This window comes from Streptomyces sp. NPDC023527 (genome assembly GCF_055560115.1).
On sequence record NZ_JBVHJJ010000003.1, the window covers coordinates 223,150 to 248,188 of the forward strand.

Annotated in this window: 30 protein-coding genes and 1 tRNA gene; 11 read left to right on the forward strand and 20 right to left on the reverse strand. The window is 71.2% G+C overall.

Annotated elements, in window-relative coordinates:
* Positions 1–37: 37 nt before the first annotated feature.
* Complete coding sequence (locus ACZ303_RS07950; RefSeq protein ID WP_467336240.1) at positions 38–1,234, forward strand: MarP family serine protease; 1,197 nt, start codon at positions 38–40, stop codon at positions 1,232–1,234.
* A 5-nt stretch (positions 1,235–1,239) separates the two neighbouring features.
* On the opposite strand, the gene ACZ303_RS07955 is transcribed toward ACZ303_RS07950, so the two are convergent.
* From ACZ303_RS07955 to ACZ303_RS07975, 5 genes are all read right to left on the reverse strand, one after another.
* Positions 1,240–1,704, reverse strand: a complete 465-nt coding sequence (locus tag ACZ303_RS07955; RefSeq protein WP_467336685.1) for a hypothetical protein — start codon at positions 1,702–1,704, stop codon at positions 1,240–1,242.
* Positions 1,705–1,779: 75 nt separating this feature from the next.
* Positions 1,780–2,013, reverse strand: a complete 234-nt coding sequence (locus ACZ303_RS07960; RefSeq protein WP_467336242.1) for a DUF397 domain-containing protein — start codon at positions 2,011–2,013, stop codon at positions 1,780–1,782.
* A 101-nt stretch (positions 2,014–2,114) separates the two neighbouring features.
* Positions 2,115–2,948: a Scr1 family TA system antitoxin-like transcriptional regulator gene (locus tag ACZ303_RS07965; protein ID WP_467336244.1), complete on the reverse strand. Its 834-nt coding sequence runs from the start codon at positions 2,946–2,948 to the stop codon at positions 2,115–2,117.
* Positions 2,938–3,459: a DUF6879 family protein gene (locus ACZ303_RS07970; protein WP_467336246.1), complete on the reverse strand. Its 522-nt coding sequence runs from the start codon at positions 3,457–3,459 to the stop codon at positions 2,938–2,940. The genes ACZ303_RS07965 and ACZ303_RS07970 overlap by 11 nt, the downstream gene beginning before the upstream one ends.
* Positions 3,443–3,661: a hypothetical protein gene (locus tag ACZ303_RS07975; protein ID WP_467336248.1), complete on the reverse strand. Its 219-nt coding sequence runs from the start codon at positions 3,659–3,661 to the stop codon at positions 3,443–3,445. Before ACZ303_RS07975 ends, ACZ303_RS07970 begins: the two co-directional genes overlap by 17 nt.
* 296 nt (positions 3,662–3,957) lie before the next feature.
* Here ACZ303_RS07975 and ACZ303_RS07980 point away from each other — a divergent pair, with 296 nt between their 5' ends.
* The 4 genes from ACZ303_RS07980 (at position 3,958) to ACZ303_RS07995 (ending at position 5,953) form a co-directional block, all read left to right on the forward strand.
* Positions 3,958–5,172 (forward strand): helix-turn-helix domain-containing protein, encoded by a 1,215-nt coding sequence (locus ACZ303_RS07980; RefSeq protein WP_467336250.1) that lies wholly within the window; start codon positions 3,958–3,960, stop codon positions 5,170–5,172.
* A 98-nt stretch (positions 5,173–5,270) separates the two neighbouring features.
* The gene (locus ACZ303_RS07985; RefSeq protein ID WP_467336252.1) at positions 5,271–5,540 is read left to right on the forward strand and encodes a hypothetical protein; all 270 of its coding nucleotides are present in this window, start codon (positions 5,271–5,273) and stop codon (positions 5,538–5,540) included.
* 88 nt (positions 5,541–5,628) lie between these two features.
* On the forward strand, positions 5,629–5,760 hold the full coding sequence (locus tag ACZ303_RS07990) for a hypothetical protein (RefSeq protein ID WP_467336254.1): 132 nt from the start codon (positions 5,629–5,631) through the stop codon (positions 5,758–5,760).
* Positions 5,761–5,764: 4 nt separating this feature from the next.
* Positions 5,765–5,953, forward strand: coding sequence for a hypothetical protein (locus tag ACZ303_RS07995; RefSeq protein ID WP_467336256.1), 189 nt, complete (start codon positions 5,765–5,767; stop codon positions 5,951–5,953).
* Between the two features lie 335 nt (positions 5,954–6,288).
* Here ACZ303_RS07995 and ACZ303_RS08000 read toward each other — a convergent pair whose 3' ends face one another.
* The 3 genes from ACZ303_RS08000 to ACZ303_RS08010 are packed head-to-tail and all read right to left on the reverse strand — an operon-like array spanning position 6,289 to position 7,911.
* Entirely contained in the window at positions 6,289–7,152 is an 864-nt protein-coding gene (locus ACZ303_RS08000) for a helix-turn-helix domain-containing protein (RefSeq protein ID WP_467336258.1), read from the reverse strand.
* A gap of 20 nt (positions 7,153–7,172) precedes the next feature.
* Positions 7,173–7,697: a DUF6879 family protein gene (locus tag ACZ303_RS08005; RefSeq protein WP_467336260.1), complete on the reverse strand. Its 525-nt coding sequence runs from the start codon at positions 7,695–7,697 to the stop codon at positions 7,173–7,175.
* Positions 7,672–7,911, reverse strand: coding sequence for a hypothetical protein (locus tag ACZ303_RS08010; protein ID WP_467336263.1), 240 nt, complete (start codon positions 7,909–7,911; stop codon positions 7,672–7,674). Before ACZ303_RS08010 ends, ACZ303_RS08005 begins: the two co-directional genes overlap by 26 nt.
* Before the next feature lie 341 nt (positions 7,912–8,252).
* Here ACZ303_RS08010 and ACZ303_RS08015 point away from each other — a divergent pair, with 341 nt between their 5' ends.
* Complete coding sequence (locus ACZ303_RS08015) at positions 8,253–8,396, forward strand: hypothetical protein (RefSeq protein WP_467336265.1); 144 nt, start codon at positions 8,253–8,255, stop codon at positions 8,394–8,396.
* Positions 8,396–8,581 carry a hypothetical protein gene (locus tag ACZ303_RS08020; RefSeq protein WP_467336267.1) on the forward strand — a complete coding sequence of 62 codons (186 nt, stop codon included), beginning with the start codon at positions 8,396–8,398 and terminating at the stop codon, positions 8,579–8,581. The genes ACZ303_RS08015 and ACZ303_RS08020 overlap by 1 nt, the downstream gene beginning before the upstream one ends.
* A gap of 50 nt (positions 8,582–8,631) precedes the next feature.
* Here ACZ303_RS08020 and ACZ303_RS08025 read toward each other — a convergent pair whose 3' ends face one another.
* The gene (locus ACZ303_RS08025) at positions 8,632–9,420 is read right to left on the reverse strand and encodes an exodeoxyribonuclease III (protein ID WP_467336269.1); all 789 of its coding nucleotides are present in this window, start codon (positions 9,418–9,420) and stop codon (positions 8,632–8,634) included.
* A gap of 67 nt (positions 9,421–9,487) precedes the next feature.
* On the opposite strand from ACZ303_RS08025, the gene ACZ303_RS08030 reads away from it, so the two are divergent.
* On the forward strand, positions 9,488–9,970 hold the full coding sequence (locus tag ACZ303_RS08030) for a GNAT family N-acetyltransferase (RefSeq protein ID WP_467336271.1): 483 nt from the start codon (positions 9,488–9,490) through the stop codon (positions 9,968–9,970).
* 126 nt (positions 9,971–10,096) lie between these two features.
* On the opposite strand, the gene ACZ303_RS08035 is transcribed toward ACZ303_RS08030, so the two are convergent.
* From ACZ303_RS08035 to ACZ303_RS08045, 3 genes are all read right to left on the reverse strand, one after another.
* Positions 10,097–10,594 (reverse strand): DUF1269 domain-containing protein, encoded by a 498-nt coding sequence (locus ACZ303_RS08035; RefSeq protein WP_467336273.1) that lies wholly within the window; start codon positions 10,592–10,594, stop codon positions 10,097–10,099.
* A gap of 112 nt (positions 10,595–10,706) precedes the next feature.
* Positions 10,707–11,945: an ATP-binding protein gene (locus ACZ303_RS08040; RefSeq protein WP_467336275.1), complete on the reverse strand. Its 1,239-nt coding sequence runs from the start codon at positions 11,943–11,945 to the stop codon at positions 10,707–10,709.
* Between the two features lie 33 nt (positions 11,946–11,978).
* The gene (locus tag ACZ303_RS08045; RefSeq protein WP_467336277.1) at positions 11,979–12,473 is read right to left on the reverse strand and encodes a hypothetical protein; all 495 of its coding nucleotides are present in this window, start codon (positions 12,471–12,473) and stop codon (positions 11,979–11,981) included.
* 205 nt (positions 12,474–12,678) lie between these two features.
* On the opposite strand from ACZ303_RS08045, the gene ACZ303_RS08050 reads away from it, so the two are divergent.
* Positions 12,679–14,892, forward strand: a complete 2,214-nt coding sequence (locus ACZ303_RS08050; RefSeq protein WP_467336279.1) for an alpha-N-acetylglucosaminidase — start codon at positions 12,679–12,681, stop codon at positions 14,890–14,892.
* An 84-nt stretch (positions 14,893–14,976) separates the two neighbouring features.
* Positions 14,977–15,807, forward strand: coding sequence for an ammonia-dependent NAD(+) synthetase (nadE, locus tag ACZ303_RS08055; RefSeq protein ID WP_467336281.1), 831 nt, complete (start codon positions 14,977–14,979; stop codon positions 15,805–15,807).
* Between the two features lie 164 nt (positions 15,808–15,971).
* Here nadE and ACZ303_RS08060 read toward each other — a convergent pair.
* The 7 genes from ACZ303_RS08060 to galU form a co-directional block, all read right to left on the reverse strand.
* Positions 15,972–16,045, reverse strand: a tRNA-Ala gene (locus ACZ303_RS08060).
* A gap of 76 nt (positions 16,046–16,121) precedes the next feature.
* On the reverse strand, positions 16,122–17,180 hold the full coding sequence (gene sepX, locus ACZ303_RS08065) for a divisome protein SepX/GlpR (RefSeq protein WP_467336283.1): 1,059 nt from the start codon (positions 17,178–17,180) through the stop codon (positions 16,122–16,124).
* A 150-nt stretch (positions 17,181–17,330) separates the two neighbouring features.
* The gene (locus ACZ303_RS08070; protein WP_467336687.1) at positions 17,331–17,954 is read right to left on the reverse strand and encodes a GNAT family N-acetyltransferase; all 624 of its coding nucleotides are present in this window, start codon (positions 17,952–17,954) and stop codon (positions 17,331–17,333) included.
* Positions 17,951–18,490, reverse strand: a complete 540-nt coding sequence (locus ACZ303_RS08075; protein ID WP_467336689.1) for a MogA/MoaB family molybdenum cofactor biosynthesis protein — start codon at positions 18,488–18,490, stop codon at positions 17,951–17,953. The genes ACZ303_RS08070 and ACZ303_RS08075 overlap by 4 nt, the downstream gene beginning before the upstream one ends.
* A complete protein-coding gene (gene moaC, locus ACZ303_RS08080) occupies positions 18,490–18,996 on the reverse strand; it encodes a cyclic pyranopterin monophosphate synthase MoaC (RefSeq protein ID WP_467336285.1) in 507 nt (168 codons plus the stop codon). Before moaC ends, ACZ303_RS08075 begins: the two co-directional genes overlap by 1 nt.
* A gap of 107 nt (positions 18,997–19,103) precedes the next feature.
* Positions 19,104–20,420: a molybdotransferase-like divisome protein Glp gene (gene glp, locus ACZ303_RS08085; RefSeq protein WP_467336287.1), complete on the reverse strand. Its 1,317-nt coding sequence runs from the start codon at positions 20,418–20,420 to the stop codon at positions 19,104–19,106.
* Entirely contained in the window at positions 20,404–21,345 is a 942-nt protein-coding gene (galU, locus tag ACZ303_RS08090) for a UTP--glucose-1-phosphate uridylyltransferase GalU (protein ID WP_467336289.1), read from the reverse strand. Before galU ends, glp begins: the two co-directional genes overlap by 17 nt.
* Before the next feature lie 81 nt (positions 21,346–21,426).
* Here galU and ACZ303_RS08095 point away from each other — a divergent pair, with 81 nt between their 5' ends.
* Positions 21,427–22,020: a 5-formyltetrahydrofolate cyclo-ligase gene (locus ACZ303_RS08095; protein ID WP_467336291.1), complete on the forward strand. Its 594-nt coding sequence runs from the start codon at positions 21,427–21,429 to the stop codon at positions 22,018–22,020.
* A 72-nt stretch (positions 22,021–22,092) separates the two neighbouring features.
* Here ACZ303_RS08095 and ACZ303_RS08100 read toward each other — a convergent pair whose 3' ends face one another.
* The gene (locus tag ACZ303_RS08100) at positions 22,093–24,957 is read right to left on the reverse strand and encodes a penicillin acylase family protein (RefSeq protein WP_467336293.1); all 2,865 of its coding nucleotides are present in this window, start codon (positions 24,955–24,957) and stop codon (positions 22,093–22,095) included.
* Between the last annotated feature and the right edge of the window lie 82 nt (positions 24,958–25,039).

A 25,039-nucleotide genomic window follows, 5' to 3' on the forward strand; every position in this document is an offset into this window, starting at 1 on the left:
GCGATCGGGGGGCGCGCGTGATGGAAAGGGCTCCGCGTTGAACCTGCTCGATGTGCTTCTCATGCTGATCGTCGTCGCCTACGCCGTCTCCGGCTTCCGGCGCGGCCTGGTCGCCGGCGTCGTGCTGCTCGCCGGGTTCCTCGGCGGGGCGGTGCTGGGCGTCCTGGCCCTTCCGTACGCGCTGGAACCCTTCGACGCCGGCACCTCCACCGCGGCGGCCGTCGCCGTCCTCGTCGTCCTGCTGCCCGCCGCGATCGGGCACGCGCTGGCCGGGCGGTTCGCCTGGCGGCTGCGGCGCCGGCTGACGTGGGCGCCGGTGCGCGGCGTCGACGGGATCGGCGGCGCGGCGGTCAACTCCCTGGCCGTCCTGCTGGTCGGCTGGGTCGCGGCCAGCGTCCTGGTCTCGGCGAACTCGACCCTGCTGACCAAGGAGATCAAGGACTCCACGCTGCTGGGCGCGGTCCAGAAGGCGATGCCCGAGCAGGCGCCCACGTGGTTCAGCCGCACGACGGACGCCCTGTCCGGCGCCGGCTTCCCCCAGGTCTTCAACCCCTTCGAGAACGAACCCGCCACCGGTGTCGCCGAGCCCTCGGGCGACGCGGTGACCGGCACGGCGACGCGGGCGGCGCGCGAGAGCGTCGTCAAGGTCGAGGGCGTCGCGGACACCGGCGGCGGCCGGCGCGGCCAGGAGGGCAGCGGCTTCGTCTACGCCGCGCACCACGTGATGACCAACGCGCACGTGGTCGCCGGGGTCGACCGGCCGACCGTACGGGTCGGCGGGATCGGCCAGGCGTACAAGGCGAAGGTCGTCCTGTTCGACCCCAGGACCGACGTCGCGGTCCTGGACGTCCCCGGTCTGAAGGCCCCCGTCCTGCCCTTCGACAAGACCGCCAAGCGCGGCGACGCCGCCGTGGTCGCGGGCTTCCCCGAGAACGGCGGACTCGACCTGCGGGCGGCCACCGTCGCCAACGAGGTCCGCGCCAAGGGCCAGGACATCTACGGCGACGGCATCACCACCCGCACGGTGTACTCCGTCCGCTCCACGATCCGCCCGGGCAACTCGGGCGGCCCGCTGCTGACCCCTGCGGGGAAGGTGTACGGCGTCGTCTTCGCCCGCTCCACGTCCGACGCGGAGACGGGCTACGTCCTGACGGCGGACCAGATCGCGGCGGACGCGGCCCGCGCGGCGACATCGACCACACCGGTGAGCACGGGGAGCCGGGCGGCGCTGTAGGTGCCTCACGCGAGGGGGCAAGGGTGCTGCGCCGCCTGGTTCGGGGAACACGTCACGACGGCGAGGCTGAGGAACTCCAGACGCGTGAGGTAGTGCCCGAAGGAGACGTCGCCGCCGTGCCGGAGTGTCCGGGCCGCGCGCTCCGTCTTCCGGGCGAGGCTGTGCACGTCCCGCTCCGCCTCGGCGGCGAACCGAGGCCCGTACTGCGCAAGACGTTCCGCCAGCCACCGTGCGGCGCCGATGGGTTCCTCCCACGTTCCCCGCACCAGCCCAGCAGGCCGCACCAACCAGTAGGCCGTCTCCAGTGGCGGCACAGTCGTCACTCGCCACTCGGCGACGGCTTCCCGGTAGCGCGCGACGACTTCCGGTGCGCTGCTCCCGACGGGCTCCACGGCCGAGGGCGGCCGCCGGACGCTCTCCTTGTCGAAGACGGCTTTGCCGCCGACCCACAGATAGCCGTGCCAGTGCAAGGGGGCCTTTTCCACGCTGTTGAGGGCGGCTCCCACCTCTCAGGAAGGAGGGGGAGCCGCGGCTGGAAAATGTGGTCAGGCCGAGAGGCCGAAGCGGGCGGGGTCGATGCCGGCGGCGTTCAGTTCGGCGGTGGTGAACCGCAAGGGCTCGGCGCCCGGCCGCTTGCTGTCGCCCAGGGCCCACGCGTCCACGGCGATACGGGCGAGGGTGACGCACGATTCGCCGTCGGGGTGGGTATTTCCACCGCAGGCCTCGCCGAAATACACCCCTTCGAGCGACAGGCCGTAGAGGTCGGTTCCGTTCTGCATGGTGCGCCTACTTCCACCAGAGGTCGGGAATTCGGTGTGCGCTTCGATGGTGGCGCCGGAAGGGGAGCGTTTCGAGCACTATTCTTGTGATCGACTAAAGATCATCGACGATGCATATCGGCCCAGACGCGCAGCCGCTCCCGCGCCTCTTCCCCAAACAGTGCATGGGACTCGTAGGCAGAGAACTCTTCGCGGTAACTGGACACGTCCCGGGAGTCCCGGAACATCATCACGCCGGTGGAAATTTCGACCGTGGCCATACGGTCGTCGTACACGGTGAAGGTGTTCAATGGGCAGCCCGGCAGAAAGGAAGCGGTCGGGACCACACCCAGCCTCACAGCGGGAAGATATGACAGCGAAGCCAGTCGATCGATCTGCACAGCCATCGCCGGCCCGGCCAGGAGTGGGAACCTGACGGCATACTCCGTCAGGATGAAAGTGAACGACTTCGCATCGTCGTAGAGCGCCGCCTGCCGTTCCAGCTTCTTCGCAATGACCTTCGAGTGGTCACCGGGCACGTCGGCAATGCTGGCGCGAATGTATTCCGGCGTCGAGAGGAGGCTGGTGATCATGGAAAGCAGGAAGTACCGGAGCTCCGTCGAGGTCTTCTCGATGTCGGCCAACTCGTTCTGCTTCTTGTCCAGCCCCCGGCGGCGGAGGGACCGCACGTCCTGCCATTCGGTGTTGGCGATCCTGGTGAGCGCCGTCACCTCGGCGATCAGCTTCGGCGGAGTGTCCAGCGCGCGCAGAATGCGCTCCACGTCCACCAACGTCGGTATGGTCTTGCCGGTCTCGATCTTGCTGATCTTGGACTGGGACATGGCACAACGCCGAGCGAGCCGGTCTCCCGTGAGACCGGCTCGCCTGCGCAGTTCCCTCAGCGTCTCCGCCAGGTCAGCCTTGGACTGCCCCAGCCTCTCGGGCTCAAGCGTCAATCCGCTTCACGTACTCCATGAACGACACCGACTCGGCCACGGCGATGCGCTGGTACTCCCTGAACCGCTCGGGGTCGCCGTCGAACAGCTCCCGGTCGATCTGCTTGCCGTCCGGCTCGTAGTTCATGAGCACGACCGTCGACCGGTCGAACATCCAGAAGTCCTGAACCCCGACCAGCGGGTGAGCCCGATCGGTCACGTCAAGAATCCGGATGTCCTCTCCGGCCCTGACGCTATTGGCGTAGAACCACTCGAACTCGAACCTCAGGTAATCCGACAGTGGGCGCGTGACGATATGAACCCGCCCCATGCTTCGACCGGCCTCACGGTGACCGAGGATCAGATCCGCCCAGTCGTCCTCGCACGGTACGGGCGGACGCTCCCCGGCAAGGAAACGTGAGAACTCTTCCGCTTCCTGCGGCACGAGGTATTGAGGCAGTGTTTCGAGCCGCCACGCCTCCATCTGGAAGTTCCGGAACTTGGCCTGCCATTCCTCACCAGCCAAGAGCACGGACGGCCTCCCTCAAAACGCTTTCGGGGATCTTCACCAGCGCCTCGCCGACCGGCGGCCGAAAGGCATTGCACAGGTAACCCTGAACGACGAATCCGCCGTCCGTCTCGTCCAGATAGAGGTTCGGGCAGTCGTTCTTCCCGCATTCCCCCGAGCCTTCGCCACTCCCCGTGAGACGAGTGAGAGCCGAATCGGCCTCCACGCCCAACCCCCTTGCCTCCGGCTCCGGTTGAGCCGACCGGAACCGAGATTAGGGGCGGGCCGAAGGTCCGTCCATGACGCAACGGCAATATTCCCGTGTTCGACTAAGGATCATGCTCGCGGGCGCTGCTCGAGCATGGACCGGCCTCATTCCTGCCGCTCGAAGACCGCCGTCACCGGCCCATGGTCCGACCAGCGCGGGTCATGCGTCGCCGCGCACTCCACCGTCTCGCGTCCCGCCGCTCCGGTTTCCGGATCGATCACACGAGCCGCCCACCCCGGCGTAGCTTCTGGTGCATGGCTACTGAGCACTTGGGCGATCGTCTGGCCCGGCTGCGCCGGCCGGCGGGGCTCACGCAGGAGGGGCTGGCCGAACGGTCCGGAGTGTCCGTGGACGTGATCCGGAAGCTGGAACAGCGCCGTAAGCACAGTGCGCGCCTGCCGACACTGCACGCCCTCGCCATGGGGCTCGGCGTCGAGCTGACGGCCCTTCTGGGCGACCCACCGGCCGTTCCGTCCAGCGGGGAGGCCGACCCGCCCCAACTCGTCGCAGTCCGGCGCGCGATCATGCCGCCGCTCTTCGCCCCTCCTGTCGAACCCACCGGTGCCGAGGGGCTTTCACCGCACCTCGTGCGGGCCGAACTCGCGGAGGGGTGGACGCTGTACCACGCGGCGGAGTTCGGGCGGCTCATGGCCGTACTCCCGGATGTCATCGCGGACGCCCGCCTGCTCACCGCCGTCGGCGACGCCGATCAGCGGGCGGCCGGCCAGGCGGTCCTGGGCAAGGCGCTGCAACTGGGCGGCCACCTGGCCATCCGCCTCGGCAAGACCGACCTCGCCCTGGCCTCCCTGGAGCGTGCCCACGCCGCCGCCGGGGACTCCTCGGACCCCTTGCTCGCGCCCATGGTGGCGAACTCCGTGGCGTGGGCGTACCAGCGGCAGGCCCGGTTGGACGACGCGCGGAACCTCGCAGTCCATGCCGCCGACGAGGTGGAGCGCGAGCACACGGACACCGCCGAGGGGGTGCGCGTCTGGGGCGGCCTGCTCATGTCCGCCGCCACGTCCTACGCCCGCAGCGGCGACTACGGCACCGCCGACCGGATGATGCGTACGGCGGCGCGCGCGGCCGACCGACTGGCCAAGCTGCCGCCCCCGGCGGACGGACGGCTCGTGTCGGTGTTCAGCCGTTCCTCCGTGCGGATCGAGCGGGTCCGCCTCGCCGTTCAGCATGAGCGCCCGGAGGAAGCGCTGGCCCTGGCCAAGGGAATGAGGCTGAGCGCCGACACCCCGCCGTCGTGGCGCACATGGCTCCTGCTGGACGTGGCCCGGGCCCATACGGACGTTGGGGACGCCGAGGGCGCGGTACGGGCCCTGGAAGCGCTCCGGCGCGTCGCCCCCGCGTGGATGCGGCATCACACGTTGGCCGTGGCCATCGTCAGTGACCTGTGGTCCCGCTCCCATCGCCCGCCCGGGCTCCTCAAGCTGGCCCAGTTCCTGGGGGTCGCCGAATAGCGTCGCGAGAGTGGGACGTTGCGTCCCTGTGGCCGCTCGATCGCCGGCGGGAACATCACTGCGTCACGGTGTTCGCAGGAGAGGAGCGGTCGACCCCGATGGACGACGAAAGAGCCCCCCGAAGTACCGACCCCACGGCCACGCCGTGGAACGGCACCGGCTACCGGTCCGGGGCCCTGGTGGTGGACGAGGACACCGGGGACATGGGCGTGATGCACGGCCCGACCGGAGAGGGCTACCTGATCAAACAGGTGGGCGGGACACGGGCCTGGATCGCCCCCATGCGCCGCCTCCGCATCGCGACGGACGCGGAACGCCGGGCGGCCGGGCTCTCCCCCCGGAGCGTCGGCTGGGGTCCGCCCCGGTGAGTCACGGCCGGCCAGGTGTACCACCGCACGACCCCACAGGCACAGTCCCTGTGCCGGCACGGTGTTGATCCGGAAGGAGTGCGCGCAAATGGGCGAGAAGGACGACGAGTGGGACCCGAACGAGAACAGGGACCAGGTCACCGACCCCGATACACAGGTCTCCCAGAACGGTAGCGTCTACAGCAGCATGGCCGACGATGAGGAGCGCGAAGGGAAGTAGCGCCATGATCCACGGCGAGCACTTGGCGAAAGACCTACGGCGCGACCATGGTTTCGTACACATCGGGCGCACCAAGGACGGCAATGCCGTGATCATGCGCAAGGGCGACCGTTGGACGGTCGTGCCGCTTCGGTGGCTCACCAGTGACGCCGTGGACACCATCAAGGCTCAAGCGGGAATCAGCCTCGTCTGAGTCGCCCCACCGTCAAGCCACCAGAGCCCCGCCCGTGCGCCCCTCCCCCGAGGCACGCGGGCGGGGCTTCGCGTCGCCGCGCGTCACACGCGGCACGTGGCCGGCGGCAGTGCCGAAGGGCACAGAAGTGCTCACCGGCCCGTGTGTCGCCCGGTCACTGCCAGAAGATCTTCCACAACAATCTGTGGGTCCTCGGTCCGCCGCACGAACCACTGGTGAAGTGCCTCCATCCGCTCCACCGTCCGCCCCGGCAACTCCGGCGGCCCCCTCCTCACCCCCTCGGGCAAGGTCTACGGCGTGAGCACGGGGAGCTGGGCGGCGCTGTAGCCAACCCACTAACCGCTGTCCGAGCCCAGAGCGGAAATGGCCGAAGTGATCAGCACCCGCGCCTTGGCCCCGTACGCCGCCATGCGTGAAAGATCAGCGAACGCCTTCACGTAGAGGCCGACCTCACTGGGTTGCTGAATGGCCGCTCTGGCCGACAGGAGTTCGACGGATGCCAACTCGTCGTCATAGAGATGGAACGTCTCCATCGGCCAGATCTCTCGCGGCCCCGCAGCGAACGGGATCACCCCCAATGATACGGACGGAAGAGATCCGACGGCCAAGAGGTGGCCGAGCTGGCCCGCCATTGCCTCCGCATCTCCAATCTGGAAGCGGAGTACGGATTCCTCGATGAGAAGCGCGAACCTGTGATCGCCCTGATGGAGAACCCGTGACCTGGCCAGTCGTGCGTGAACGGCAGCCTCCACATCATCAGGGATCTCCCGGAACCGCGTGATGGAGGACAAGAGAGCGTTCGCATAACCCTCGGTCTGCAACAAACCAGGAACGAGTGTCGAGGCGTACACACGAAACAGGCGCGTCTTCTCGAACAGCGAGGTGTACGACTCCTGGAGTCGGCGCAACCCGGTTCGCTGTTTGCGCCGCCACTCCATCCACATCGAGTGAGCGGTACGAGAGGCGGCGATGATGTCAGGCGCTTGCCCTTCGACTCCGCATGCGATGCACCATCTCCGGATGTCCGCATCCGAGGGAGGTGTCCTGCCATTTTCGATCCGGGACGTCTTCGCCGGGTGCCAGCCTGCGCGGGCAGCCAGCTCGCGCCCGGTGATTCCGGCGTCCAGGCGGATCTCACGCAGTCGTGTCGCGATGGCCTCGCGTGCGGCCTGGGCCCCGGAGTAGGGGGAACGGGGCATGAGCTCACTGCTTCATGTTCTTAAACGTGGAACTCGTCATGCGGGGTCGCGCGCTCCCAGACAGCCTCGAACGCCGACGCGCAAAGCTTCAGGACGGCGGGATCTTCGCACATTTCCCCGCCGGCCGACTCGCCGTCGCCCGTGAAGTGGTTGAACCTGACCAGTCGGTCGTCGAAAACCCAGAAGTCGTTTCCGGGCAGGCACAGGCCCGACGCCCGCCGCCGAGGCAGCCAGCGGACGCACTCACCGGCCGCGATGTTGGTGAACGTACCGCTGTGCTCGAACTTGATGTACTCGCTGACCGGTTCGGACACGATGCGGGCACGTCGAATCGCCACACCTCGGCCAACGGTTTCGGACACCAGGTCCAGCCATGGACGCCACCATGATGCGCGGTCGGCAGGGTGATACCGATGCCCTGACTTCCAGGCCGCGAACCCGGACTTCTCGTAGTTCACGGCATATGAATCACGCATCTCAAGGTGGACCGCCGACCGTTCACAGCCGCGTAGAAGCTCTTCAAAACCTGGCACGTCCCGCGACATCGCACGCCTCCCTGATCATGTGCGCCATACGCGCGGGCAACCGGACCACCGCCTCGGTTTCTGGGATGGAGCCAGTCTTCAGACACGTGGTGCGAAGCTCCGCGTCCGCCCTCCACCCCTGGAAGACGAACTCCTGCTTGTCGTCGTCGAACCACACTGTGGGGCACTCGCCGTCGCCCGTGTTCGGGTCGATCCCGATGAACCGCAGAGCCATGCCTGCCTCCCGGGCCGAGTGTGTTGCGCCTGCTTGCACGAGCTTTGCCGAGATGGGAGCCACGGTCAAGTACGCCTGGAGTAACGCAAATTGGCGTGCAACCTCACGCAATTTCACTGACGAGGTTCGCGACTTCTCCCTAACGTGCGTCGCAACGAAGCGTTGACGCAGTGAGCCACCAGCCGCGCTCGATGGACGCCGAGCGCCGGGGCAGCCGGGCTCTGCCCCAGAGCGTGGACTCAGGCCCGCCCTCAGTTCGGCCGGGCAGGTGCGCCACCGCACGACGACACGGGGGCGGACCTTGTGCCGGCACAGCGCTGGTACGGAAGGAGCGCGTGAAAATGGGTAGGAAGGACTTCGAGGAAGCAGGCGAGCCCTGGGACCCTCAGGCCAACCAGGATCAGGTGACCGATCCCGACACCCGGGTCTCCGGGAATGGCGACGTTCACAGCTCGCATGCTGACGACAAGGACCCGGAGGACTGATGAAGCTGGGCGAGGACCTCATCCGGGACTTGAGGGACCACGGCTTCATGCGGTGCGAGACCACCCCGGACGGCAAGGCCGTGGTCATGCGCAAGCGGGACAGGTGGACCGTGGTTCCCCTGCGGTGGCTCACCGATGAAGCCGTGGACACCATCAAGGCCCAAGCCGGAATCAGCCTCGTCTGAGCCGTCCGGCCGCCCCCGCCCGGCCGCGCGGGCCGGGCGGGGGCGGAGGGCTATGCGAAGACCGCCGTCACCGGCGCGTGGTCCGACCACCGCAGGTCGTGCGAAGCCGCGCGCTCCACGTGGGCCTTCAGCGCCCGCTCCGCCAGCCCCGGCGTCGCGACCAAGTAGTCGATCCGCCACCCCGAGTCATTATCGAAGGCGCGGCCGCGGTAGGACCACCAGGAGTACGGGCCCTCGACGCCCGGGTGGAGGGCGCGGACCACGTCCACGTACTCCGTGAAGACCTTGGTGAGCCACTCCCGCTCCTCGGGGAGGAAGCCCGCGCTCTTGCGGTTGGCCTTCCAGTTCTTGAGGTCGGCCTCCGTGTGGGCGATGTTCCAGTCGCCGCACACCAGGACCTCGCGGCCCTCCGCCGCCGCCCGGGCGCGCAGCCCGACCAGGTAGGGGAGGAACTCCGCCATGAAGCGTTCCTTCTCGTCCTGGCGCTCCGTGCCGACCTCGCCCGAGGGCAGGTAGAGGCTGGCGACCGTGACACCGGGCAGGTCGACCTCCGCGTAGCGGCCGCTGCCGTCGAACTCCGCCGAGCCGAAGCCGATCCGGACCGCGTCCGGCTCGCGGCGCGTGTAGAGGGAGACGCCGGCCCGGCCCTTGGCGGCGGCCGGGGCGTGGACCACGTGCCAGCCCTCCGGTTCCCGCACCTCGTCGGGGAGCTGGTGGGGCTCGGCGCGCACTTCCTGGAGGCAGACGACGTCGGCCGCGGTTCCGGCCAGCCAGTCCACGAAGCCCTTCTTGGCGGCGGCACGCAGCCCGTTCACATTCACGGTGGTCACGGTGAGCATTCCGGCACGATACCGACTTCCGAGACAGCCCTGCCGCGCCCGCCCCACCCGCCCGTACGATTTTCCGATGCGCATCGTGCCCACCGCCTACGACCACCCGGACGCCGTGAAGCTGACTGACCAGGTACAGCTGGAGTACGCGGAGCGCTACGGCGAAGGTGACCTCACCCCGATGGACCCGGCGCAGTTCGCGCCGCCGCGTGGCCTATATCTCATCGCGTACGACGACGACGGCACCGCCGTCGCCACCGGCGGCTGGCGGTCGCAGGACGCGGGCGAGGAGGAGTACGCGGACGGCGACGCCGAGCTGAAGCGGATGTACGTGGTCCCCGGCGCGTGCGGCCGTGGGCTGGCCCGGAAGGTCCTGGCGGCGCTGGAGGACAGCGCGCGAGAGGCGGGGCGGACCCGGATGGTGCTGGAGACCGGCACGAAACAGCCGGAGGCGATCGCCCTCTACACCTCCAGCGGATACGAGCCGGCCGTGCGGAAGTTCGGGCTGTACCGCTTCGAGGACGACAGCCGCTGCTTCACGAAGCCGCTGTCGTACTGATCCGGCGGCGGACCGCCGGTCGCCTCGACAGACAACGGACGGCCGACGGCGGCCCGTCACTCACCCTCGTCGGACGACGGCCGGCGGGCCACCACTCACCCTCGCCGGACGGCGAACGGCGGACCATCACCCGCCCTCGCCGATCGCCGCCTCCACCGCCTTCCGCACGCCGTCCGCCGGATAGCGCTCGACCCCCGTCCCGTACGGCTCCAGCACGTCGTCCACCAGGTCCGGCCGGTCCTCGGCCAGCTCCGCCATCAGGACCGTGCTGCCCGGCGGCACCTCGGCCGCCAGCATCTCCACCGCGGCGGTCGAGGCCGTGGCCTCGCGCGCGTCGTGGGCGCCGCCGATCAGCCCGCCCGCCCCGAAGCCGATCATGATGCCGAGCGGGCCGCCGAGGAGGCCGATGAGCCCGCCGAGCAGGCCGCCCGCGGCGAAGCCCCGGGCGGTGCCGGTGTTGTCGACGGAGTCGGGGAAGTCGAGGGCGCCGTCCGCGTCCCGGGCGATCACCGTGGCCTCGTGGAGGCGGATGTCGCCGTCGGCGTGTGCCTGCCGGAGGGCGTCGAGGGCGCGGTGCCCCGCCTGGGGCCCGTCGACGCTCATGAACAGGACGTGCTCGTCCATCGTGACCTCTCCCATCGCGTCGGCGAGGACGCCTCTTCCCGTCCTGCCGAAGACTTCCCGAAGACCGAAGACAGTGTTTCCACTGTTGCGCCTGCCCCGCCGACGCGCATGTTCACCCGTCGCCGCCCTCCGGCTCGGCCACCGGCTCCCGCACCGAGTCGCCCAGGTCCAGCGTCGCCTCCGCTCCCCCGCCGTCCGGGTTCGCGAACGTCAGCCGCGCCCCCAGCACCCGTGCCTGCCCGGCGGCGATCGTCAGCCCCAGGCCGAGGCCGGAACCCGAGCCCGTACGGAAGCGCTGCGGCCCGGACGTGAGCAGCGCGGGCGGGAAGCCGGGTCCGCTGTCCCGTACCCGTACGACCGCGCCGTCGACCTCGGCGACGACCGGCGTGCCGCCGTGCCGGAAGGCGTTGGTGAGGAGGTTGGCAAGGATCCGTTCGACGCGCCGGCCATCGGTCTCGACCAGGCGGTCGCGCAGGATCCGCACCTCCACCTCCGCCCGGTCGGGGACGGCCGTCGCGTCCACCGCCCGCCGGGTCAGCTCGCCCAGCCGGCGTACGCCGGTGTCGGCGCGCTCGGTGGAGCCGTCCAGGCGGGCGACCTCCAGGACGTCCTCCATGAGCCCGCTCAGCCGCCGGGCCCGCTCGCGCACCATCTCGGCGGCCCGGCCGGGTGGCAGCACCGCGGCCGCGGCGACCAGTCCGGCGACGGGGGTGCGCAGCTCGTGGGCGATGTTCGAGGTGACCTCGCGCTCGGCCCGGAGGCGGGCGGCGAGGGCGTCGGCCATGGTGTCGACGGCGACGGTCAGCCGGGTGATCTCGTCCTGGCCGCCGCGCGGTCCGATGCGGGCGCTGAGATCGCCGCGGGCTATCCGCTCGGCGGTGCGGGCCACGGCGTCGAGGCGGCGGCCGGCGACGGTCGCGAGGGCCAGGCCGACGACGCAGGCGAAGGCGGTGCCGAGGCCGCCGGCCCACCACAGGGCCTCGTCGAGCTCGCGGAGGTGCTCGGTCTGGCGGGTGTAGGGGTGCTTGATGACGAGGGTGTCGTGGCCGACCCGGCTGCCGGCCCAGAGCATGGGTTCGGGTCCGTCGCGGTCGAGGTAGGTGGCGCGCTTCCCCCGGTCGATGGCGCTGCGCAGCGGGCCGGGTATCCGTTGGGGGTTGAGCAGCGTACGGGGCCGGTCGACGCCGGCGGCGTGGTCCTCGACGGCCGCGCCGAGCCGGGCGTCGATCGACTCGCGGGCGGTCTCCAGCTGGTCGAGCGCGGTGCGGTGGTGGACGACGAGGCCCATGATGACGGCGACCAGCGCGGCGGTGGCGGTGATGGCCACACCTATCTTCGTGCGCAGTCCCATGGTCTTCAGGCTCCTCGGCGGCAGACGCTCGGCTTATCGCTGGGGCACGTGGAGCCGCAGGTCGCGCAGCTCGCGCCGGGTGTCCTCCGGAACGCCGTCGGCGTCGACCGTGGCGCGGCTGTAGTAGGCGGAACGATCCTGTGCGGCGTGCTCGCCGCCGGCGCGGTGGTGTCGTACGAGCCCGCTGAGCGTGACCTTCGCGCGGTACGGCGCGTCCTGGCAGGCGGGGCCGCACCATGAGCCCCGCACCTCGCCGGTGGCCTCGGCGGTGGGGCCGCCCCAGGACGTCCAGCGCAGCCCGGTGAGGCGGACGGTGTCGGAGATCCCGAAGGCCGCCGGGCGGCGCAGCGGGGGCTTTCCGGGGCCTTCGGAGACGTTGACCGGACCGGTGGGGGCCGAGGGACTCTGCGCGGGGCCGGTCACCTTCAGCCCGCCGGGGTCGGCGCATCCGCACAGGAGCACGGCGGCCAGGCCCGAGGCGAGGGCCACGGCGCCGAGGGCCGTGGTGAGCGATCGCACGGAGCGCACGGGCTTCCTCTGGTGTTGTGTGGTGCCCCCGTTGGTGGTGGCGCGTAGCAGTTTCACCCGGTCCGGTGGGGCCATTCGTGCCAAATGTAACCGGCGTGGCTGGTTTGCCGCCCGCGTCCTTGCTTTATGGCGGTAATCAGCTCGTAGGATCACCGCGCTCCAGTGGTCCAGTCCGGTCGCCGCAGTGCCACGGTGGAGGTCACCCATGCACATCGCCCGTCGTACGCTCCTCGGCGCCCTCGCGGGGGCCGCCACCCTCGGAGCGGTGGGGGCGCCCTCCGCGGGGGCCACGCCCGGCCCGGAATCGGCACCCGGCACGGGCGGCGGTACGGCGTCCGGGGCGGCCGCCGCCGCGCTCGCCCGGCTGCTGCCCCGCCACCACCGCCAGGTCGCCTTCCGCACCGTGCCCCGCCACGACGGCGCGGACGCCTTCCGGGTGTCCGGGGCCGAGGGCGCGATCGTGGTGGAGGGCACCACCCCGGCGGTGCAGCTGACGGGCTTTCACTGGTACCTCAGACATGTGGCCCACGCCCACTTCTCCTGGAACGGTGCCCAGACCGCCCTCCCCGACCGACTCCCCGGCGTCCGTACCCCGCTCGTCAGGGCCGCGAACGTCTACCACCGCTTCGTCCTCAACGACACCAATGACGGTTACACCGGGCCGTACAGAGGGTGGGACTACTGGGAGCGCGAAATCGATGTACTGGCGCTGCACGGCTTCAACGAGGTCCTCGTCTACGCGGGCGCCGACGCCGTCTACGCCCGGACGTTCGCGGAGTACGGCTACAGCGACGCGGAGCTGCGCCGCTGGGTGCCCGGCCCCGCCCACCAGCCGTGGTGGCTGCTGCAGAACATGGCCTCCTTCGGCGGCCCCGTCTCCGGCGCGCTCCTCGACCGGCGCGCGGCGCTGGGACAGCGGATCGTGCGGCGGCTGAGGGAACTGGGCATGACGCCGGTGCTCCCCGGCTACTTCGGCACCGTGCCGCCCGGCTTCGCGCGGCGCAACCCCGGCGCGCGCACCGTCCCGCAGGGCGACTGGGGAGGCTTCCGGCGCCCCGACTGGCTCGACCCGCGCACCGCGCACTTCGGCCGGGTCGCGCGGACCTTCTACCGGGTGCAGAAGGGGATGTTCGGCGCGACGTCGATGTACAAGATGGACCTGCTGCACGAGGGCGGCAAGCCCGGTGACGTGCCGGTGGGCGACGCGGCCAGGGCCGTGGAGAAGGCGCTGCGCGCCGCGCACCCCGACGCCGTCTGGGCCATCCTCGGCTGGCAGAAGAACCCGCGCCGCGAGATCGTCGACGCCGTCGACCGCTCCCGGATGCTGATCCTCGACGGCATCTCCGACCACTACCCCGACGTCACGGACCGCGAGGCCGACTGGGGCGGCACGCCGTACGCCTTCGGCTCGATCTGGAACTTCGGCGGCCACACCGCGATGGGCGCCAACACCCCCGACTGGGCGGAGCTCTACGACAGGTGGCGCACCAAGTCCAGGAGCTCCCTGTGCGGCATCGCCCTGATGCCCGAGGCCGCCGACAACAACCCCGCCGCGCTCGCCCTCTTCAGCGACCTGCCGTGGACGGAGGGGCCGGTGCGGCTGAAGGAGTGGTTCGAGCAGTGGCCGCTGTACCGCTACGGCGGCGCCGACGCCCACGCCGTACGCGCCTGGGACGTGCTGCGCCGCACCGCCTACGGCACCAGCCGCTCCGACGGCTGGAGCGAGCCCGCCGACGGCCTCTTCGGCGCCCGCCCGGACCTGGCCGTCGGCCACGCGGCGAGCTGGTCGCCGCGCCGGCTCCGCTACGACGCGGCGACCTTCGACCGGGCCCTGCCCGAACTCCTCGCCGTGGCCCCGCCCCTGCGCCACAGCTCGGCCTACCGCTACGACCTCCTCGACGTCACCCGCCAGACCGTCTCCAACCGCGCCCGCCTCCTGCTGCCCCGCGTCAAGGCGGCCTACGACGCCGGCGACCGGGCCCGCCTCGCCGCCCTCACCCGCCAGTGGTTCGACTGGATGACCCTCCTGGAACAGACCGTCGCCACCGACGAGTGCCACCTCCTGGGCCGCTGGATCGCCGACGCCCGCGCCTGGGGCACCACGGCCACCGAACGCGACCGCCTCGCCCACGACGCCGTCTCCCTCCTCACCACCTGGGGCCCTCGCGCCTCCGCGAACACGGGCAAGCTCCACGACTACGCCAACCGCGAGTGGGCGGGCCTGATCGGCGGCCTCTACCGGCTGCGCTGGAAGACGTACTTCGCGGAGCTGGACGCGGCCCTGGCCGGCCACCGCAAGCCGAAGCCCGTCGACTGGTACGCCCTGGAGGACAACTGGCTCCGCACCCACCCGCCGTACGCGACCAAGGCGACGGGCGACATCCTCACGCTCGCCCGCACGGTGGCGGCCAGGCTGTAGCCGTCACCGTCCGCGGCTGTGCCGGGCACCCCCTGGCTAGGGTGGGCGCGACAGCACATCGTGAACCGGAACAAGGAGCAAGTCGTGAGCGAGCCGGCGTCCATCGCCCTGCAGCAGGAGATCGCCCGGGAACTCCAGGTCGCCGAGACCTTCGAGGCCGAGCGGGAGATCGAACGCCGGGTGGCCTTCCTCGCCGAGCGGCTGACCTCCACCGGTCTGCGCTCCCTGGTGCTCGGCATCAGCGGCGGCGTCGACTCCACCACCGCCGGCCGGCTGTGCCAGCTCGCCGTCGAGCGGGCCCGGGCCGCCGGGCACGAGGCGCGGTTCTACGCGATGCGGCTGCCCTACGGGGTCCAGGCCGACGAGCACGACGCCCAGCTCGCGCTCTCCTTCATCCGCGCCGACCACGTGCTGACCGTGGACATCAAGCCCGCCGCCGACGCCGCGCTCGCGGCCGCGCTGGCCGCCGACGTGAGCTTCCGCGACGCAGGCCACCAGGACTTCGTGCACGGCAACATCAAGGCCCGGCAGCGCATGATCGCGCAGTACGCGGTGGCCGGCGCGCACCACGGCCTGGTGGTCGGCACCGACCACGCCGCCGAGGCGGTCTCCGGCTTCTTCACCAAGTTCGGCGACGGCGCCGCCGACCTGGTCCCGCTGACCGGCCTGACCAAGCGCCGGGTGCGCGCCGTCGCGGACGCGCTGGGCGCGCCCGCCGAGCTGGTGTGGAAGACCCCGACGGCCGACCTGGAGACCCTCGACCCGGGCAAGGCCGACGAGGACGCGCTCGGGGTCACCTACGACGACATCGACGACTTCCTGGAGGGCAAGCCGGTGGGCGAGCCGGCCTTCGAGACGATCGTCGACCGCTACCGCCTCACCGAGCACAAGCGTCAGCTGCCCATCGCGCCCTAGGACTTGTCCCCGGGGCACCACGTGGACCAGGTGTGGCGTGAGCCACACCTGGTCCACGCGTCGCCCCGAACAGCCCCTGGAAACGCGAAGATCCCGCCCGATCGGAATGATCGGACGGGATCTCGGCAACCATCCCTGAGCGAACTCAGGAACAGTCATTGCGGTGGACCTGTGGGGATTTGAACCCCAGACCCCCTCGATGCGAACGAGGTGCGCTACCGGACTGCGCCACAGGCCCTTGCAACGAGTGAAACTCTAGCACCTCCATCCGGGTGCTCGGAAATCCGCTCCCCTCGCAGGTCACGGCGGGGGTCTCACTCGTTGGCCGCCCGGGGGCGGTCGTCGTCGGCGTACTGGTCGAAGAGGGGCGTGCGACCGCGCTCGCGGGGGCGGCGGCGGGGGCGGCCGGAGCGGCGGTCCTCGCCGGGCTGCTTGCGGCGCGCGGCCGGTTCCGCGGTGCTGGAGCGGGCGGAGCTCCAGGTGTCCGGGGCGCCGAGGTCGACGTTCTCACCGGCGCGCGGGGCGACCGGCGCGGTGACGTACGTGGGCAGCGGTACGGGCACGGGCTCCCAGCCGCCACCGGCGCCGCGGTCGCGCTGCTGGTCGACCCACTCGGCGTGGTCGGTCTGCTCCACGAGCGCGCGGCGGTCCGCGGTGACCGAGGGCTCGGCCTGCGGGGGCGGGGTGGGCGCCGGGTGGGTGACCGTGTCAACGGGGGCGGCGGTCACGGGGTCCGGCGCCGCCGCGCGAGGGGGGCGGGTGCGCCCCTCGCGGAGCCGCTGCGCGGCCAGTTCGGCGCGGCGCTGGTCCATGGTGAAGGCGAACCGGCGCCGCTCCTGCATCCGCAGATAGACGATGTACGCGCTGAGCAGCAGGGCCGGCACGGCCGGGACCCACAGGAACTCCAGCCCGCCGACACCGGCGACGATCGCGCCGACGGTGAAGGCGAGGAAGAGACTCACGGTCGTGCGACGACGGCGCGCGAGCACCTTCGAGCGCCGGGCCCGCTCGGCGGCGGCCGAGGCCGCGGCCGATGTCGGGGCGGAGGCCGGGCCGGAGGCCGCCGCTCCGGACGAGGGCGCGCCGAAGGTCCGGACGTCGACCATCTCGGTCGGCGCGTCCGGCTCGGGCGCGCGCGCCTCCGGCTCCGCGGGCCCCGCTGGGGCCGGCGCGTCGTCGGCGGCGCGCACTTCCAGGTCCTTGGCGTAACGGCGCTCCATTCCCGCCCGTCCGGACAACAGCCGGATGGCGGTGCTGAAGCGTTCCGTCGGACGGGCCTCGTTTAGCTCGTCCTGCCTACGGAGCCACATCGGCACCAAGTAGGCGGCCCAGGCCCCGACGATGACTGCGTAGATGAGGCCGCTGCTGCTCACAGTTCACACCGTAGAGGGGCGCACGCGAGGGATTCCGCCAATTGGCCCGGTGTGTCGCACGATCCCGCTGATAACTCGAACTTTTTTGTGATTGTTGGGACCGAGATCACTCGAATACCGTCAATTGACAGTCAATTTCGAACGTTTATTTTATTTCTGCGGGGTGCCGGGCCGGGATCGGTGCCAGCGGTCCAGGAGTCCCTCGACGGTCTCCTCGGCGGTCAGCGCGTAGACGAGGTGATCGCGCCAGGCGCCGTCGATGTGCAGATAGCGGGGGCGCAGCCCCTCCTCCCGGAAGCCGAGCTTCTCCACCACGCGGCGGCTGGGCAGGTTCTCCGGCCGGATGCACACCTCCACGCGGTGCAGCCCGACCGTGCGGAAGCAGTGGTCGACGGCGAGCGCGACGGCGGTGGGCATGACACCCCGGCCGGCGACGGCCGCGTCCACCCAGTAGCCGACGTGCGCGGAGCACATCGAGCCCCAGGTGATCCCGGCCACGGTCAGCTGCCCCGCCAGCCTGCCCTGGTACTCGATGACGAACGGCAGCATGCGGCCCGCGTGCGCCTCGGCGCGCAGGTGGCGGACCATCTGCCGGTAGGTGGGGCGCCGGGTCACGGGCCCGCCGGGCGGCGGCGGGGGGATGGTGGCCTCCCAGGGGCGCAGCCAGTCGCGGTTGCGCCGGTTGACCTCCCGCCAGGCGTGCTGGTCGCGCAGTTTGATGGGGCGCAGCAGCACGTCGCCGTCCACCAGCTCGACGGGCCAGGCGGCGCTCAGCTCGGGCTCCCCGGTCTGGGGTGGTCACCGCCGTGGAGCTGGTCCAGGGCGTGGACCAGCAGCCGCTCCAGTACGGCCAGGCCGTCGCGGACCCCGCCGGTCGAGCCGGGCAGGTTCACGATCAGGGTGCGGCCGGCCACTCCGGCCAGCCCCCGGGAGAGCGCGGCGGTGGGGACCTTCGCCAGCCCTTCGGCGCGGATCGCCTCGGGGATGCCGGGGATCTCGCGGTCGAGGACGCGGCGGGTGGCCTCTGGGGTGCGGTCGGTGGGCGAGATGCCGGTGCCGCCGGTGGTCACCACCACGTCGTAGGCCGCGGCCACCGCGTCCCGCAGGGCGGCCTCCACGGGGTCGCCGTCGGGCACGACCCGGGGGCCGTCGACGGCGAGGCCGAGGGCTGCCAGCCCGGTGACGAGGAGGGGGCCGCCCTTGTCCGCGTAGACACCGGCGGAGGCGCGGTTGGAGGCGGTGACGACGAGGGCGCGGTACGGGCCCGGCCGCTGGGCGTGAGGGGCGGGGTGGCCGCCGGTGTCCGGCATCACGCGTCGCCCGCTTCCCGCACGGGACGCGTGTACGTCCCCGACTTGCCGCCCGTCTTCTCCTCCACCCGTACGTCCGTGATCACCGCGCCCTTGTCGACGGCCTTGACCATGTCGACGACCGTGAGGGCCGCGACGGACACGGCGGTGAGGGCCTCCATCTCCACGCCCGTGCGGTCGGTGGTCTTCACGGTGGCGGTGATCTCCACGGCGTCGTCGGCGACCGCGAGGTCGACCTTCACCCCGGAGACGGCCAGCGGGTGGCAGAGCGGGATGAGGTCGGGGGTGCGCTTGGCGCCCATGATCCCGGCGATCCGGGCCGTGGCGAGCGCGTCGCCCTTGGGGACGCCCTCGCCGCGCAGCAGCTCCACCACGGCCGGGGAGACGAGGACCCGGCCGAAGGCGCGGGCGGTACGGGCGGTGACGTCCTTCGCCGAGACGTCGACCATCCGGGCCGCCCCCGCGCTGTCCAGGTGGGTGAGTCGGGGGTCGTGTGCGCTGCTCATCGTTCTCCTGGGCCGGTCCGTTTGGGCAGACACCGTACCGGCAGCCTGCCGGGGCGCGGCCGTGCGGGCGGTCGGGGCGGGCCGGGCCGGGCCAAGCCGGGGAGGACTCAGGCGAGAAGGACCACGTCCACTTCGGTGCCCGCCTCGACGGCGGTGGTCTCCTCGGGAACGACTATGAGGGCGTTGGCGTCGGCGAGCGCCTTGACCAGATGCGAACCCGCGCCGCCGACGACGGTGACCGTGCCGTCCTCGTGGCGGCCGCGCAGATACTGGCGGCGGCCCTTCGGCGAGGAGGCGACGGCGTCGGCGCAGACCGCGCGGACGGTGGGGCGGTCGACGGGGTCGAGGCCCATCAGGGCGCGGATGGCGGGGCGGACGAAGAGCTCGAAGGAGACGTACGAGCTGACGGGGTTGCCCGGCAGGGCGAGCAGCGGGACGCGGTCGGGGCCGACCAGGCCGAAGCCCTGCGGCTTGCCCGGCTGCATGGCGAGCCGGCGGAAGGAGACGCTGCCCTCCTCGCCCGCGAGCCCGGCGAGGGTCTCCTTGACCACGTCGTACGCCCCGACGCTGACGCCGCCGCTGGTGACGACGGCGTCGGCCCGTACGAGCTGGTCCTCCAGGGTGGAGCGGAGGGTGTCCGCGTCGTCCTCGACGGCGCCGACGCGGTAGGCGATGGCGCCGGCGTCGATGGCGCAGGCGGTGAGGGCGAAGCTGTTGGAGTCGTGGATCTCGCCGGGGCCCAGGGCCGCGCCGGGCTGGACCAGCTCGCTGCCGGTCGACATGACGACGACCCGCGGCCGGGGGCGGACGGTGACCGTGGCCCGGCCGATCGCCGCGAGCAGACCGATCTGCGGCGGGCCCAGGATCGTGCCGGCGGCCAGGGCCGGCTCGCCGGCGGCGACGTCGCTGCCGCGGGCGCGGACGTGGCCGCGGGCGGCCACGGGGCGGTGGACGCGGACCTCGCCGGTGGCACCGTCGGGGGCGGCGCTGTGGGCGGCCATGGTGGCGGCGGGACCGCCGCCGGTGCCGCCGTCGGTCCACTCGACGGGGACCACGGCCTCGGCGCCCGGCGGGAGCGGGGCGCCGGTCATGATGCGGGCGGCCTCGCCGGGGCCGACGGTGGGCAGGTCGCCGCTGCCCGCGGCGACGTCACCGATGACGGTGAGGACCGCCGGGAACTTCTCGCTCGCGCCCTCGACGTCCGCCACGCGGACGGCATAGCCGTCCATGGAGCTGTTGTCGAAGGGCGGCAGGGCGGCAGGGACGGTGACGTCCTCGACCAGGACGCAGCCCTGGGCGTCCAGGAGCTGGAGCTCGATCGGCTCCAGCGGGCGGATGGTCCTCAGGATGTCGTCGAGGTGCTCGTCCACCGACCAGAGGCGGTCTTCGTCCTTCGCCGTGTCGGTTTCAGCGTGAGTGCCCATGTCGGCGGTCCTGCTCAAGGTGCTCCATCTCCTCGGTGACGTAACGGCGGAGCCAGGAACGGAAGTCCGGACCAAGATCTTCGCGTTCGCATGCCAGTCTGACAATGGCGCGCAGATAGTCGCCGCGGTCACCGGTGTCGTAGCGGCGGCCCTTGAAGACCACGCCGTGCACGGGTCCGCCGAGGCCGGGCTCGGCGGCGAGGGCCTGGAGGGCGTCGGTGAGCTGGATCTCGCCGCCCCGGCCGGGCGCGGTCTCGCGCAGCACGTCGAAGACGGCCGGATCGAGGACATAGCGGCCGATGACGGCGTAGTTGCTGGGCGCCTCGGCCGGGTCGGGCTTCTCGACCAGTCCGGTGATCTGCACCACCGTGGGGTTGTCGGTGGGCTTGACGGCCGCGCAGCCGTAGAGGTGGATCTGGGAGTGGTCGACCTCCATGAGGGCGATCACGCTGCCGCCGTGCTTGCGCTGGATGTCGACCATGTGGGACAGGAGCGGGTCGCGGGCGTCGATGAGGTCGTCGCCGAGGAGCACGGCGAAGGGCTCGTCGCCGACGTGCGGGGCCGCGCACAGCACGGCGTGACCGAGGCCCCGGGGGTCGCCCTGGCGGACGTAGTGCATGGTCGCCAGGTCGCTGGACTCCTGGACCCGGGCGAGCCGGGAGTCGTCGCCCTTGCGCCGCAGGGCCTCCTCCAGCTCGTAATTCCGATCGAAGTGGTCCTCCAGCGGCCGCTTGTTACGGCCGGTGATCATGAGGACGTCCGAGAGCCCCGCCAGGACGGCCTCTTCCACCACGTACTGGATCGCCGGCTTGTCGACGACCGGCAGCATCTCCTTGGGCGTGGCCTTGGTGGCCGGGAGAAAGCGGGTGCCGAGACCGGCGGCAGGGATGACAGCCTTGCTGATCCGAGGACGCGATTGAGTCATGAGCCGAACACTAACGGTTGGGATTGGGCTGAAGATGAGGCTCCACCGAGTATGACCCGAGACATGGAGTTTGTACGAACAGTGATCAAGTACGACGGTACCAAGGGTGAGTTGCGGAACGGTCTCCTTGCGGTGAGGGCCGGGTTGACCGCGGATGACGTGGCGGTGGCGGGTGCGGCGCTCACCCGGCGGGCCCTGGAACTGCCGGAGCTCACGGAGGCCGGAACGGTGGCCGCGTATGTCTCGGTGGGGCGCGAGCCGGCCACGCGCGCGCTGCTCGACGCGCTGCGTGCGCGCGGCGTGCGCGTACTCCTTCCGGTGTTGCTTTCGGACAACGATCTCGACTGGGGCGTCTATGACGGACCGGATCGTCTCGTACGGGCGTCCCGGGGGCTGCTGGAGCCGGACGGGGAGCGGCTGGGGGTCTCGGCCGTGACCGCGGCCGACGCGGTGCTTCTGCCTGGGCTGGCGGTGGACGAGCGCGGGATGCGGCTGGGGAGGGGCGGGGGGTCGTACGACCGGGTGCTGGCCCGGCTCGATCGCGCCGGGGCGGCGCCCGCGCGGGTCGTTCTGCTCTACGACAACGAGGTGGTCGCGCGGGTTCCGGTGGAACCGCACGACCACCCCGTTCAGGTGGCGGTCACGCCTGGTGGAGTACGGCGCTTCGCGCCGTGACCGGGGCTCCGCCCCGGACCCCGGTCCTCGATCGCCGGACGGGCTGAAAACCAGCCCGTCCGCCGGGAATCGCTACGGCTTCAGCGTCAGCTCCGCGTCCGTGCCCTTCTTGACCGCGCTCGGGCTGAAAGCCCACGGCAGGAGCTCGCCCTTCGCCCACTTGTCCGTCTGGTCGTAGTAGTGCGCGTTGTACGCGTGACCGGACGCGCCCGTGAGGTTGATCCAGCGGGACTTGTCGAGGTCACCGAGGTTGACGACCATGCGCATGGACGGGACCCAGATGACGTCGTAGCCACCCGCCGCGTTCCAGCCGGCGGCGTTGACCGCGGCCTCGCCGCCCGCGAGGTTCCAGGGGCCCCGGTTGAGCATCCAGCGGACGATGCCGGGGCCCTCCTTGCCGAGGGTCTGGTTCTTCAGGGTCAGCTGGTGCAGCCGGCCCCAGCTCCAGGAGTCGACGTCCTTGCCGAGCTTGGACGTCAGCTCCCAGCGGGCGTCCTTCATGGCCAGGGCCAGCAGCTCGTCACGGTTGTTGGCGCCGTTGCGGCCGCCGGTCTTCCACCACTCGTCCTGGGGCTTGTCGAGGATGGAGCGGACGACCTCGAACCAGCGGTCGCCGCCGTCGGGCTGCGCGGCGTCCGCGTCCCGCTCGCCGCACTCGGTGACGAGGCGGGTGCTGCCGTCGAGGTCCTCCTGGGGGCCGGAGTCGTTGGCCGGGCGGACCCGCAGGCACTGGCCCTTGACCCGCAGCTCCTTGGGCAGCTTGTTGCCGAAGGCCAGCTTGAGGGTGTTGCGCCAGACGGCGTTGAAGTACGCGGCGGCGGCCGAGTCGGCCTCCTGGGTGTAGTCCCAGTCCTGGAGGAGTTTCTGGGCCTCGCGGACGTACTTCGTCTCGCGCTCGTTGGAGCCCTTGATGTCGATCTTGCGCAGGTAGGGCGTCAGCAGCTTGGCGATCTCGCTGGTGTTGTCCATCTGCATCTTCTGCATGTCATCCGTCGAGATCTTGCCCCCGTCCTTGATCTTCGACTGGATGAGCTCGTTGATGCGCTGGCTGCGGGCTCCGTAGCCCCAGTCACCGGTCAGCGCCGGGGCGGACTTCTTGTCGGCGACGGCCTGGTTCGCGGTGACGATGTAGCCGCGCTTGGGGTCGTAGTCCCAGGGCAGCTCGCCCTGCGGGATCCAGCCGGTCCACCGGTAGGCCGGGTCCCAGCCGGGCGCGGGCATGCGGCCGTCGCCCTTGCGGACGGGGATGCGGCCGGGCGCCTGGTAGCCGATGTGGCCCTTGGTGTCGGCGTAGATCAGGTTCTGCGAGGGCACCTCGAAGCCGGCGGCGGCCTTGCGGAACTGCGCGAAGTCGGTCGCCCGGTTCAGCTCCAGCAGGGCGTCCATGGTCTTGCCCGCGTCGAGCGCGGTCCAGCGCAGCGAGACGGCGTAGCCCTCGGCGCGGTCGGGCGCGGGGTCCTGGACGGGCGCGTCCTGGCCGACCTTGGCCAGCTCGTCGTTGCGGTCGGAGACCACGGGCCCGTTGCGGGTGGCGCGGACGGTGAGGGTGCGGTCCTTGCCGCCGGCGACCTTGATGGTCTCCTTGCGGGTGGCGAAGGGGACCTGCTTGTTGTCGTAGAGGTAGCTGTCGGCGGTGACCTTCTCCAGGTACAGGTCGGAGACGTCGGCGCCGAGGTTGGTCATGCCCCAGGCGATGTCCTGGTTGTGGCCGATGACCACGCCGGGCATGCCCGCGAAGGTGTAACCGGCCACGTTGTAGGGGCACGCCGCGCTGGCCTTGTTGCAGTGCAGGCCCATCTGGTACCAGAGCGAGGGCATCTGCGGGGCGAGGTGCGGGTCGTTGGCGAGCAGCGGCTGACCGGTGGTCGTGTACTTGCCGGAGACGACCCAGGAGTTGGAGCCGATGCCGTTGCCGGCGGGGCCGAGCAGGGCCGGCATCTTCTCGAGCGTGCTCGACAGGGAGGCCAGCCCGGTGCGCAGGCCGCCCGCCGCTCCGGCGCCGCCGCCGGTGGCCGCGTTGCCGTTCGCGTTGTTGCCCGCGCCGGTGTTGCCCGCACCGTTGTTGGCGGTGCCGCCGGGCGCGCCCGGGTTCGCCGTGCCGCCCGGGCCCGTGGTGCCCGCCTGGCCGCCCTGCTGACCGGTGGTCGGCGTGGCCTTGGGGTCGAAGGACTTGGTGGCGGGGTCGACGGCGCCGCCCTCGACGATCGGCTTGTTCCGGTCGTAGGGGTAGGCGGGGTAGAGCTGGTCGACCTGCTTGGGGTTCAGCCGGGTGGACGCGAGCGAGCGGTCGATCTCGTTCTGCATGTTGCCGCGCAGGTCCCAGGCCATGGCCTTGAGCCAGGCGACGGAGTCGACCGGGGTCCACTTCTCGGGCTTGTAGTCGTTCTCGAACTCCAGGGCCGCGTACTCGACGGACAGCGACTTGCCCTGATGGTCCTTGAGGTAGGCGTTGACCCCGTCGGAGTACGCCTGGAGGTTTTTCTTGGTGGCCGCGGAGAGCTTGGTGTCGTACTCCTCCTGCGCGACCTTCCGCCAGCCCATGGTCCGTACGAAGGCGTCGGTCTCCACCTGCCCGTCGCCGAACATCTCGGAGAGGCGGCCCGCGGTCAGGTGCCGGCGGACGTCCATCTCCCAGAAGCGGTCCTGCGCCTGGACGAAGCCCTGGGCGCGGAAGAGGTCCTCGGCGGAGTCCGCGTAGATCTGCGGGACGCCGTGGGAGTCGCGGGCGACCTTGACGGGGCCGGACAGGCCCTTGAGTTCAAGGGTGCCGCTGGTCTCCGGGAACGAGGCGCGGACGGTACTGACGCTCCAGTACGCGCCGAAGCCGACGCCCGCCACGAGCAGCAGCACGACGGTGACGACGAGCAGCCGGGCGCGTCGGCCTTTCTTCTTACCGGTCTTCTTCTTGCCGGAAGGGCCGGACTTGTTGGCGGGCATCGCTGTCCTTAGAGGGGCAGGGTGGTCCTGGAGTGCTGAAGCAACCATAGGCGCAGGGCACCGGACGCCCGGACGCGGAGTC

Excerpts from the sequence above, each read along its gene's own strand:
- ACZ303_RS07985 (WP_467336252.1), top strand. The coding sequence starts at position 5,271 with ATGGACGACGAAAGAGCCCCCCGAAGTACCGACCCCACGGCCACGCCG.
- ACZ303_RS07995 (WP_467336256.1), top strand. The coding sequence starts at position 5,765 with ATGATCCACGGCGAGCACTTGGCGAAAGACCTACGGCGCGACCATGGT.
- moaC (WP_467336285.1), bottom strand. The coding sequence starts at position 18,996 with ATGAGCAGCGCACACGACCCCCGACTCACCCACCTGGACAGCGCGGGG.
- ACZ303_RS07960 (WP_467336242.1), bottom strand. The coding sequence starts at position 2,013 with ATGCAGAACGGAACCGACCTCTACGGCCTGTCGCTCGAAGGGGTGTAT.
- ACZ303_RS08020 (WP_467336267.1), top strand. The coding sequence starts at position 8,396 with ATGAAGCTGGGCGAGGACCTCATCCGGGACTTGAGGGACCACGGCTTC.
- ACZ303_RS08040 (WP_467336275.1), bottom strand. The coding sequence starts at position 11,945 with ATGGGACTGCGCACGAAGATAGGTGTGGCCATCACCGCCACCGCCGCG.
- ACZ303_RS08050 (WP_467336279.1), top strand. The coding sequence starts at position 12,679 with ATGCACATCGCCCGTCGTACGCTCCTCGGCGCCCTCGCGGGGGCCGCC.
- ACZ303_RS08000 (WP_467336258.1), bottom strand. The coding sequence starts at position 7,152 with ATGCCCCGTTCCCCCTACTCCGGGGCCCAGGCCGCACGCGAGGCCATC.
- ACZ303_RS08075 (WP_467336689.1), bottom strand. The coding sequence starts at position 18,490 with ATGCCGGACACCGGCGGCCACCCCGCCCCTCACGCCCAGCGGCCGGGC.
- ACZ303_RS08035 (WP_467336273.1), bottom strand. The coding sequence starts at position 10,594 with ATGGACGAGCACGTCCTGTTCATGAGCGTCGACGGGCCCCAGGCGGGG.
- glp (WP_467336287.1), bottom strand. The coding sequence starts at position 20,420 with ATGGGCACTCACGCTGAAACCGACACGGCGAAGGACGAAGACCGCCTC.
- ACZ303_RS08005 (WP_467336260.1), bottom strand. The coding sequence starts at position 7,697 with ATGTCGCGGGACGTGCCAGGTTTTGAAGAGCTTCTACGCGGCTGTGAA.
- ACZ303_RS08015 (WP_467336265.1), top strand. The coding sequence starts at position 8,253 with ATGGGTAGGAAGGACTTCGAGGAAGCAGGCGAGCCCTGGGACCCTCAG.
- ACZ303_RS07990 (WP_467336254.1), top strand. The coding sequence starts at position 5,629 with ATGGGCGAGAAGGACGACGAGTGGGACCCGAACGAGAACAGGGACCAG.
- galU (WP_467336289.1), bottom strand. The coding sequence starts at position 21,345 with ATGACTCAATCGCGTCCTCGGATCAGCAAGGCTGTCATCCCTGCCGCC.
- ACZ303_RS08030 (WP_467336271.1), top strand. The coding sequence starts at position 9,488 with ATGCGCATCGTGCCCACCGCCTACGACCACCCGGACGCCGTGAAGCTG.
- ACZ303_RS08025 (WP_467336269.1), bottom strand. The coding sequence starts at position 9,420 with ATGCTCACCGTGACCACCGTGAATGTGAACGGGCTGCGTGCCGCCGCC.
- ACZ303_RS07980 (WP_467336250.1), top strand. The coding sequence starts at position 3,958 with ATGGCTACTGAGCACTTGGGCGATCGTCTGGCCCGGCTGCGCCGGCCG.
- ACZ303_RS08100 (WP_467336293.1), bottom strand. The coding sequence starts at position 24,957 with ATGCCCGCCAACAAGTCCGGCCCTTCCGGCAAGAAGAAGACCGGTAAG.
- ACZ303_RS08010 (WP_467336263.1), bottom strand. The coding sequence starts at position 7,911 with ATGGCTCTGCGGTTCATCGGGATCGACCCGAACACGGGCGACGGCGAG.